The sequence below is a fragment of the Mycobacterium sp. E2462 genome (assembly GCF_001672685.1).
Lineage (GTDB): Bacteria > Actinomycetota > Actinomycetes > Mycobacteriales > Mycobacteriaceae > Mycobacterium.
Genome location: NZ_LZKC01000061.1, coordinates 1 through 8446, shown reverse-complemented (window position 1 = coordinate 8446; position 8446 = coordinate 1). Strand labels below are relative to the sequence as shown.

Here is an 8446-nt window from a genome sequence, read left to right as displayed (position 1 = left end):
GCGGCTGACCCGGCACCCGGACACGCTGGCCGCGCTGGCGCGCGAGGCCGACGACGGCGGCAACGACCTGCGGCAGGCGACGATCCTGGAGGTGCAGCGGGTGCGGACCGTCATCGACTTCGCCCCCCGCCGCGTGCTGGTCCCGCGCTACCGCCTGGGCGAGTGGGTCCTGCCGCAGGGGCACTCGCTGCTGGTGGCCATCGCCAAGATCCACGAGGACCCCGCTGTGTTCCCCGAGCCGCAACGCTTCGACCCGTCCCGCTACCTCAACACCAAGCCGTCGTCCTTCGCCTGGATCCCCTTCGGCGGGGGCACCCGCCGGTGCGTGGGCGCGGCGTTCGCCAACATGGAGATGGACGTGGTGCTGCGAACGGTGTTGCGCCACTTCGTCATCGAGACCACCGCAGAGCCGGACGAACGCCGGCACTGCCGCGGCGTCGCCTACACACCGAAGGGCGGCGGCCGGGTGGTCGTGCACCGGCGCTAGGCCGTGGCGACGAAGCCCACGCGATAAGTCAAGCGCGACAACGTGATTCGACGTCGCGCGGGTTCACTGGTTCAACGAGGCGCGGCGCGGCAACTTCCACCCGGGGCGAATGTAGTGGCAGGTGTACCCGCTCGGGTAGTGCTGCAGATAGTCCTGGTGTTCGGGCTCGGCCTCCCAGAAGTCCCCCGCCGGGCTGACCTCCGTCACCACCTTGCCGGGCCACAGGCCCGACGCGTCGACGTCGGCGATGGTGTCCAGGGCGACGCGCCTCTGCTCCTCGTCGAGGTAGAAGATGGCCGACCGGTAGCTGGTGCCCCGGTCGTTGCCCTGGCGGTTCTTCGTTGTCGGGTCGTGGATCTGGAAGAAGAACTCCAAGATGGTGCGGTAGTCGGTGACCGCGGGGTCGAACTCGATCTCGATGGCCTCGGCGTGCGTCCCGTGGTTGCGGTAGGTCGCGTGCGGCACGTCGCCGCCGGTATACCCGACGCGGGTGGACACCACGCCCGGCTGCTTGCGGATGAGCTCCTGCATGCCCCAGAAGCAGCCGCCCGCAAGGATCGCTTTCTGAGTCGTCATTTGGCTCGTCCTCCTCATCGGCGCACTGCCGCCCAGGCTACACTCCGCCGATGACGTGCAACGGTGCGCTGAGGCCGGCCGCGGGACCGGAAGACGTCGCGTCGTGACGGCGCGTCACTTCACCCGCGACGAATTGTCCGACGCCTTCGAAACGTTCGAACGCACCGTCGCCCGTGCCGCCGAGACCCGCGACTGGGACGCCTGGGTCGAGCACTACACCCCCGACGTCGACTACGTCGAGCACGCCGCCGGCACCATGCGCGGCCGCGACGAGGTGCGTACGTGGATCCAGCGCACCATGACGACCTTCCCCGGCAGCCACATGGTGGCGTTCCCGTCGTTGTGGTCGGTGATCGACGAGCCGACCGGCCGGATCATCTGCGAACTGGACAACCCGATGCGCGACCCCGGCGACGGCAGCGTCATCACCGCCACCAACATCTCGATCCTCACCTACGCCGGCGACGGCCAGTGGCGCCGCCAGGAGGACGTCTACAACCCGCTGCGCTTCCTGCGCGCCGCGATGAAATGGTGCCGCACGGCCCAGGCGCTGGGCACGCTGGACGACGCGGCCGCCGGCTGGATGCGCGAGAACGGCGGCGGCCAACAGTGACCGAGGAGGGATCGGTGGGCACCAAGCCCAAACTCGTCATCGGCGCCAACGGCTTCCTGGGCTCGCACGTGACGCGCCAACTGGTCGCCGACGGCGCGCAGGTGCGCGCCATGGTGCGGCCGTCGGCGAACACCCGAGCCATCGACGATTTAGACGTCACCCGCTGCTACGGGGACGTCTTCGACACCGCTGCGCTGCGGGAGGCGATGGACGGCGTCGACGACGTGTACTACTGCGTGGTCGACACCCGGGCGTGGCTGCGCGACACCGCGCCGCTGTTCCGCACCAACGTCGACGGCCTGCGCAACGTCCTCGACGTCGCCGTCACCCGGTCGCTGCGCCGGTTCGTCTTCACCAGCACGTACGCGACGGTCGGCCGCCGGCGCGGGCACGTGGCGACCGAGCAGGACGCGATCGGCTCCCGCCGGGTCAGTGCGTACGTGCGATCCCGCGTGCAGGCCGAGGACATGGTGCTGCGATACGCCAAGGAAGCCGGGCTGCCCGCCGTGGCGATGTGCGTGTCCACCACCTACGGCAGCGGCGACTGGGGCCGCACCCCGCACGGCGCGTTCATCGCCGGCGCCGTCTTCGGCAAGCTGCCCGTGGTCATGAACGGCATCGCGCTCGAAGTCGTGGGGGTCGACGACGCCGCCCGGGCGATGATCCTGGCCGCCGAGCGCGGCCGCGTCGGCGAGCGGTACCTGATCTCGGAACGGATGATGCCGCTCAAGGAAGTCGTGCGCATCGCGGCCGACGAGGCCGGGGTGCCGCCGCCACGCCGCTCGATCTCCGTCCCGGTGCTCTACGCTTTGGGCGCGCTGGGCAGCCTGCGGGCCCGGCTGTCCGGCAAGGACGCGGAGCTCAGCCTCGCGTCGGTGAAGATGATGCGCGCCGAGGCGCCGGTCGACCACAGCAAGGCCGTCCGTGAATTGGGTTGGCGGCCAAGGCCGACCGAGGAGTCCATTCGGGAGGCGGCCCGGTTCTGGGCGGCGATGCGGTCGCCGGCCGGGGACGCCAGCCGCACCGGCGCCGAGTAAGGCGGGCCGTCAGCCCGTTTCGACCACCGAGTCGGCCTCGATGGTGACGATGACCCGGGTTTCGGGCCTGCCGGTGAAATTGGGGTACGGCCGGCCCAGGTACTTGTGCGACAGTGCGTCGATGCTCGCCGCGCCGCCCTCGGTGGTGGTCGCGACCACGCGGCCGCGCACGGCGTAGAAGCGGGCGGTGTTGTCGGGGTCGACGACGTTGACCGCGACCCGCGGGTCCCGGGCGATGTTGCGCGCCTTCTGCATGCCTTCGACGATGTTGATGACGACGTGCTCGCCGTCCGTGGTTACCCACGTCTGCGTAAGCTGCGGCGACCCGTCGGCCATCAGCGTGGCGACGAAGCACGGGCTGGGCCGGCGGAGCAGGTCGAGCAGTCCGGCGGGCAGGGGAACGGGCAACGGGACTCCTTCTGCGACAGAATTTTCCCGGTTGAAGCTACACGAATGTATGTTCGACACGGCGGTCCCGGGAAGCCGCGCGGCCCGCGGGGTGTTGCATCAAGCACTCGCGTCTGAGGAGGAATCGACCATGAGTCATCGGCAAGTACTGGAACCGTCCGCCGGGCACCCGATCACGATCGAACCGGCCAACGGCCGCGTTCAGGTCCGCGTGAACGGCGAGCTCGTCGCGGACACCACCACGGCACTGGAACTGCGTGAGGCGACTTTGCCTGTGGTGCACTACATCCCGCTGTCGGACGTGGTGCAGGAACGGCTCACCCGCACCGACACCAGCACGTACTGTCCGTTCAAGGGCGACGCCAGCTACTACAGCGTGACCACTTCCGACGGCGACACCGTCGACGACGTGATCTGGAGGTACGAGCAGCCCTACCCCGCCGTCGCGGCGATCGCCGGGCACGTCGCGTTCTACGCGGACAAGGCCGACATCACCGTCGCCGCTCAGTAGGGATTCCATCCCGGCAGGGCGGTGGCCACCGCCCGGGTGTCGCTGTACAGGCGCATCGAGACGATCAACCCGTCGCGGGTCTCGAAGATGCACACGAACGGGCTGTCGTACGCGGCACCGTCGGCGGTGGTGCCGGCGGCCTGCGCCTCGACAACCACCGTCTCGCCCTCGTTGACGCACCGCACCAGGTCGATGGTGAGTTCGAGATCGCGCTTGCGCTCTTCGATCGCCCGCCGGAAGGTGGCCTTGTCGCAGGCGGTCCGGGTGTAGAGCGTCCAGTAGGAGAAGTCGTCGCGCAGCAGCGCGAAGCCCTCGTCCAGGTCGCCGCCGTCGCAGGTGCTCTGCAGGAACATCCACGCCAATTCGCCCTGCGGGTCATCGAACGGCGTCATCACACCGCAATATTGACGTGGGACGCAGTTGACGGTCAATCACCAACGGCGCAGGAAGGGGTGGCGGTGTACGGCGCACGCACGGTGGTGTTTCCCGGAGTGGCCAGCTTCGGGCACACGTTGGCGCCGCTGCGCCGGGGACACCGCGACCCGTGTTTCCGCACGGCCGGTGACGGCGCGATCTGGCGCACCAGCCTGCTGCCGAGCGGGCCGGTCACCGCGCGCGTGAGCCGCGCGGCGGTCAACGCCGCCCACTGCGAGGCCTGGGGCGGCGGCGCGCAGGAGTTCCTCGACCGGCTGCCGGCGCTGCTGGGCCTCGACGACGACGCGTCGGATTTCCAGCCGCAGCACCCGACCGTGGCCGCCGCGCACCGGCGGGTGCCGCACCTGCGGCTGGCGCGGACCGGGTCGGTGTTGGAGGCCCTGATCCCGGCGGTGATCGAGCAGCGGGTGCCCGGCGCCGACGCGTTCTCCTCGTGGCGGCTGCTGGTGTCGAAGTACGGGACGCCCGCGCCCGGACCGGCGCCCGCCGGCATGCGGGTGCCGCCGTCACCAGAGGCCTGGCGGCACATTCCGTCGTGGGAGTTCCACCGCGCGAACGTCGACCCGCGGCGCGCGCAAACCGTGGTGGGCTGCGCCCGCCGCGCCGACGCGCTCGAACGGTTGACGACGCGGCCGGCGGCGGCGGCCCGGGCGGCGTTGACCTCGCTGCCGGGCGTGGGGGAGTGGACGGCGGCCGAGACCGCGCAGCGGGCCTTCGGCGACGCCGACGCGTTGTCGGTGGGTGACTACCACGTGCCGAAGATGATCGGCTGGACCCTGGCGGGCCGCCGGGGCGACGACGCGTTGATGCTGGAACTGCTCGAGCCGATGCGGCCGCACCGCCAACGGGTGGTGCGCCTGCTGGAGGTCAGCGGACTGGCCTACGAGCCCCGGCGCGGCGCGCGGTTGGCCGTGCAGCACATCCACTCGCTGTGAGCGCGGGTGTTTTCGCCGGTGGCCATCGGGTACACCTCACCGCAAGCAACGAGTGTGAATTCCGAGGAAGGAAGCTAGGAACCCAGCATGACTCAGTTCACCATTCCGGGCCTGAGCGACAAGCAGGCGGCGCGACTCACCGAGCTCCTGCAAAAGCAACTGAGCACCTACAACGACCTGCATCTCACCCTGAAGCACATCCACTGGAATGTGGTGGGCCCCAACTTCATCGGCGTGCACGAGATGATCGACCCGCAGGTGGACGCGGTGCGCGGTTACGCCGACGACGTCGCGGAACGCATTGCGGCCCTTGGTGCATCGCCACAGGGAACGCCGGGCGCGATCATCAAGGACCGGTCCTGGGACGACTACTCCGTCGGCCGCGACACGGTGCAGGCGCATCTGGCGGCCCTGGATCTGGTGTACACCGGAGTCATCGAGGACATCCGGCAGTCCATCGCCGAGACCGACGAGCTCGACCAGGTGACGCAAGACCTGCTGATCGGGCAGGCCGGGCAGTTGGAGAAGTTCCAGTGGTTCGTGCGGGCGCACCTGGAGAGCGCCGGCGGCCAGCTGACCCACGAGGGCGCCAGCTCCGAAAAGGACGCCGCGAGCGCGGCCCGGTAGGAATCGCTATGCGGCGCTAGCCGATTGATCGTCGGAGACCGCCGAGGCCGAGCGAGCGCGTTCGGCCTCGGCGGTTTCGCGATTCAGCCGCTGCGCCTCGTAGATGGTGACGTTGCTGCGCGAGAGCAGCAGCGCGGCGATGCCGACCGCGAGGATGGCCCCGGGCACGACGGAAAACGAGCCCGTCATCTCCGCGACCATGATCATGACCGCCAGCGGCGCGCGCGCGACGCTGCCGAAGCACGCCATCATCCCGACCACCACGAAGGCCCCGGGTTCGTGCGGAATCCCCGGCAGCGCGAACAGGTCGCCCAGGCGCCAGATCGCCGCGCCCACGAAGGCGCCGATGACGATGCCGGGGCCGAACAACCCGCCCGACCCGCCGGAGCCGATCGACAGCGACGTGGCCACGATCTTGGCGATCGGCAACACCAGCACGACCCACAGCGGGATGTGCAGCAGGGAATCGCGGGCGGCCGCCAGCTGCGCCCACCCGTATCCACTGCCTAGGATCTGTGGGATCAGCAACGCTAACGAGCCCACCAGGAGCCCCCCGAGGGCCGGCTTGAAGACCGGCCGCAGGGGCAGCTTGCGGGTGAGTGACACCGCGACGTGAAAGGTCCGCGCGTACAGGTAGCCGATCAGGGCCGCGGCCAGACCCAACACGACGAACCACAGCAACGGCCAGGGCCGTTCGAAGCGGTACTCGGCGTCGATGTAGCCGAACAGCGGGTCGAACCCGAGGAACGCGCCGAGCACCGCGTAGGCCGTTCCGGACGTGATGAATCCGGGGAGCAGGCAGCCGTAGTCGAAGTCGTCGCGGTAGGGCATCGACGCCGCCAGCACCGCGCCGCCCAGGGGCGCGGCGAAGATGGCACCGATTCCCGCCCCGATGCCCAGGGCCACCGCCGTCCGGCCGTCCTCGTCGGACAGCCGCAGCCGCCGGGTCAGCAGCGAGCAGAAGCCGGCCGAGACCTGGGCGGTCGGCCCCTCGCGGCCGGCCGAGCCACCGGAACCGATGGTCAGCATGCTGCTCACCATCTTCACCAGCACCGCCCGGAAGCGGATGCCGCGCGGGTTGGTGTGCACCGCCTCGATGGCTTCGTCCGTGCCGTGACCGGTGGCCTCCGGCGCCAGCCGGGTGACGATGAGGGCCGACAGCAGGGCGCCGGCCGTCGTCAGCAACGGGATCGCCCACGGCCGGGCGAAGCCGGCGGATCCGTGCCTGCCGCCTTCGCCGACGGGCGTCGGCGTGTCATACAGCGCCAGGTGGCCGAGCAGGAGTTGACCCGTGTAGCGCAGCCCGATGTAGAACACGACGGCACCCAGTCCGGAGATCACGCCGATCGCGGTGCCGAGCACCAGCCATTTCTGCAGATAGCCGGACTGCCGGATGCGCGCTCCGAAGCGGCCGCCGGCCGCCGGCGCCGGCGCGAACGACGGGTGGGCTTGATCGTCGGCCGGCTCACTCATGTCGCCGATCCGGCGCCCACAGCGCGGTCTCGCCCCCCAGACACCATCACGTCATCCTAGGCAGCCGCCGCGCCGGGCCGCCCGCGGAATAACCGGACCGAAGTCCGGTTATACGGGTGACCATCGAAGAAAGGGGTCGATATGCCCGCCATCACCGCCAACACGCTCACGCTGCCCCGCCTGGGTCGCCCCGGTCCCGCCGACGTCGAACGGCCGGTCCGCTCCATCACGACCGGTCCCCGCGGCTTCGAGGGGGAGGGTTTCCCCGTCGTCCGGGCGTTCGCCGGTGTGAGCAGCGCCGCCCTGGACCCGTTCGTGCACATGGACCAGATGGGCGAGGTCGAATACCAGCCCGGCGAGCCGCGAGGAACCGACTGGCATCCCCACCGGGGCTTCGAAACCGTGACCTACATGATCGACGGGAAGTTCGAACACCAGGACTCCCACGGCGGTGGCGGCCTGATCACCGACGGCGCCACGCAGTGGATGACCGCCGGGTCGGGCATCCTGCACATCGAAACCCCGCCCGCCGAACTGGTCGGCAGCGGCGGCCTGTTCCACGGCGTCCAGTTATGGGTGAACCTGCCCAAAAAGGACAAGTTCGCACCGCCGCGCTACCAGGCCATCGAGGGTGAGCAGGCCGCGCTGCTGGCGTCCGACGACGGCGGGGCGCTGATCCGGATCATCGCGGGCGGCATCGACGGCCACAGTGGGCCCGGGGTAACGCACACCCCGATCACGCTTGCGCACGCAACCATCGAGCGGGGCGCGCAGCTCAACCTGGCATGGCCCAAGGATTTCAACGCGCTGCTCTACGTGTTGTCGGGGAGCGGCCACGTCGGTCCGGCGGCCGCCCCCATCCGCCAGGGTCAGCTGGCGGTGTTCGGTCCCGGTGACCGGATCTCGGTGGGCGCCGGCACCGTGCAGGAGTCGCGGCACACCACCGCCGTCGAGGTGTTGCTTCTGGGCGGCCGCCCGATCCGCGAGCCGGTATTCCACTACGGGCCTTTCGTGATGAACAGCCGAGTGGAATTGATCGAGGCCCTCGAGGACTACCGAAGCGGGAAATTCGGCACCATTCCGGCGAATGCGCTAATGCCGCACCGAGGCGGTGGCACAATTTAGCGGTGCCGCAGAGGGGTAATCGCCGGCCGGGTCGCCCACCCGCCGCGAAGGCTGACGAAACACGTCAGCGCATAATCCACGCTGCACGTCTGGTTTTCAGCGAGCGGGGTTATGACGGCGCCACTTTTCAGGCCATTGCGGCGCGCGCGGACCTGACCCGGCCGGCGATTACCCCCTGCTTCTCCAGCAAGCGGACGTTGTATCGGGAAGTGCTGGACG

12 protein-coding genes are annotated in these 8446 nt (G+C 69.8%); 8 read left to right on the top strand and 4 right to left on the bottom strand.

The features are described 5' to 3' along the window. On the top strand, window positions 1-487 hold a 487-nt coding region (locus A5714_RS03370), incomplete at its 5' end, for a cytochrome P450 (RefSeq protein ID WP_156747154.1). A gap of 63 nt (window positions 488-550) precedes the next feature. On the opposite strand, the gene msrA is transcribed toward A5714_RS03370, so the two are convergent. Next, on the bottom strand, window positions 551-1063 hold the full coding sequence (msrA, locus tag A5714_RS03365; RefSeq protein ID WP_068282755.1) for a peptide-methionine (S)-S-oxide reductase MsrA: 513 nt from the start codon (window positions 1061-1063) through the stop codon (window positions 551-553). Window positions 1064-1166: 103 nt separating this feature from the next. Between msrA and A5714_RS03360 the strand changes: the two genes are divergently transcribed. Together A5714_RS03360 and A5714_RS03355 are read left to right on the top strand one after the other, a co-directional pair. Continuing rightward, entirely contained in the window at window positions 1167-1676 is a 510-nt protein-coding gene (locus tag A5714_RS03360; protein WP_068282751.1) for a nuclear transport factor 2 family protein, read from the top strand. A 14-nt stretch (window positions 1677-1690) separates the two neighbouring features. Continuing rightward, a complete protein-coding gene (locus tag A5714_RS03355) occupies window positions 1691-2713 on the top strand; it encodes an NAD-dependent epimerase/dehydratase family protein (protein ID WP_068282764.1) in 1023 nt (340 codons plus the stop codon). Between the two features lie 9 nt (window positions 2714-2722). Here the strand turns inward: A5714_RS03355 and A5714_RS03350 are convergent, their stop codons facing one another. Next, window positions 2723-3121 (bottom strand): PPOX class F420-dependent oxidoreductase, encoded by a 399-nt coding sequence (locus tag A5714_RS03350; RefSeq protein WP_068282748.1) that lies wholly within the window; start codon window positions 3119-3121, stop codon window positions 2723-2725. 130 nt (window positions 3122-3251) lie between these two features. Here A5714_RS03350 and A5714_RS03345 point away from each other — a divergent pair, with 130 nt between their 5' ends. Next, window positions 3252-3632, top strand: coding sequence for a DUF427 domain-containing protein (locus tag A5714_RS03345; protein WP_068282758.1), 381 nt, complete (start codon window positions 3252-3254; stop codon window positions 3630-3632). Here the strand turns inward: A5714_RS03345 and A5714_RS03340 are convergent. Next, window positions 3626-4027 carry a nuclear transport factor 2 family protein gene (locus A5714_RS03340; RefSeq protein ID WP_068068569.1) on the bottom strand — a complete coding sequence of 134 codons (402 nt, stop codon included), beginning with the start codon at window positions 4025-4027 and terminating at the stop codon, window positions 3626-3628. The two genes, A5714_RS03345 and A5714_RS03340, sit on opposite strands and share 7 nt — an antisense overlap. 63 nt (window positions 4028-4090) lie before the next feature. Between A5714_RS03340 and A5714_RS03335 the strand changes: the two genes are divergently transcribed. Together A5714_RS03335 and A5714_RS03330 are read left to right on the top strand one after the other, a co-directional pair. Further along, window positions 4091-5002, top strand: coding sequence for a DNA-3-methyladenine glycosylase (locus A5714_RS03335; protein ID WP_068282761.1), 912 nt, complete (start codon window positions 4091-4093; stop codon window positions 5000-5002). A gap of 87 nt (window positions 5003-5089) precedes the next feature. Then, on the top strand, window positions 5090-5629 hold the full coding sequence (locus A5714_RS03330; RefSeq protein ID WP_068068572.1) for a Dps family protein: 540 nt from the start codon (window positions 5090-5092) through the stop codon (window positions 5627-5629). 6 nt (window positions 5630-5635) lie between these two features. On the opposite strand, the gene A5714_RS03325 is transcribed toward A5714_RS03330, so the two are convergent. Next, window positions 5636-7102: a chloride channel protein gene (locus A5714_RS03325; protein ID WP_068068573.1), complete on the bottom strand. Its 1467-nt coding sequence runs from the start codon at window positions 7100-7102 to the stop codon at window positions 5636-5638. 141 nt (window positions 7103-7243) lie between these two features. Here A5714_RS03325 and A5714_RS03320 point away from each other — a divergent pair, with 141 nt between their 5' ends. Both A5714_RS03320 and A5714_RS25015 read left to right on the top strand, forming a co-directional pair. Further along, window positions 7244-8227 carry a pirin family protein gene (locus A5714_RS03320; protein WP_068282745.1) on the top strand — a complete coding sequence of 328 codons (984 nt, stop codon included), beginning with the start codon at window positions 7244-7246 and terminating at the stop codon, window positions 8225-8227. Window positions 8228-8229: 2 nt separating this feature from the next. After that, window positions 8230-8446: TetR/AcrR family transcriptional regulator (locus A5714_RS25015; protein WP_156747152.1), on the top strand; the 217-nt coding region annotated here is incomplete at its 3' end.